The sequence below is a fragment of the Tropicibacter alexandrii genome, assembly GCF_003667315.2.
In the GTDB taxonomy this organism is placed as follows: Bacteria; Pseudomonadota; Alphaproteobacteria; order Rhodobacterales; family Rhodobacteraceae; genus Tropicibacter; species Tropicibacter alexandrii.
The window spans coordinates 1-210 of the sequence record NZ_RCTZ02000082.1 but is presented as its reverse complement, the minus strand read 5'-3'; the positions used below and the strand labels follow the sequence as shown (position 1 = coordinate 210).

Annotated in this window: 1 protein-coding gene; it reads left to right on the top strand. The window is 61.9% G+C overall.

Going from position 1 to position 210, the window contains the following annotated elements; translation table 11 throughout:
- On the top strand, window positions 1-210 hold a 210-nt coding region (locus D8Z78_RS24440), incomplete at both ends, for a transposase (protein ID WP_206169739.1).

Sequence of the window (210 nt, the reverse complement as noted above, 5' to 3'; positions counted from 1 at the left end):
GCGGCAAAGGCCCAATGGCGCCAGGTCGCGGACCAGATGCGCCCAAAGCTGCCCAAGCTCGCAACGCTCATGGACGGTGCCGAAGAAGACGTCCTCGCCTACATGACCTTTCCCCAGCAGCACCGGACGAAGTTGCACAGCACGAATCCAATCGAGCGCCTGAACGGCGAGATCAAGAGGCGCACCGACGTGGTGGGTATCTTTCCGAAC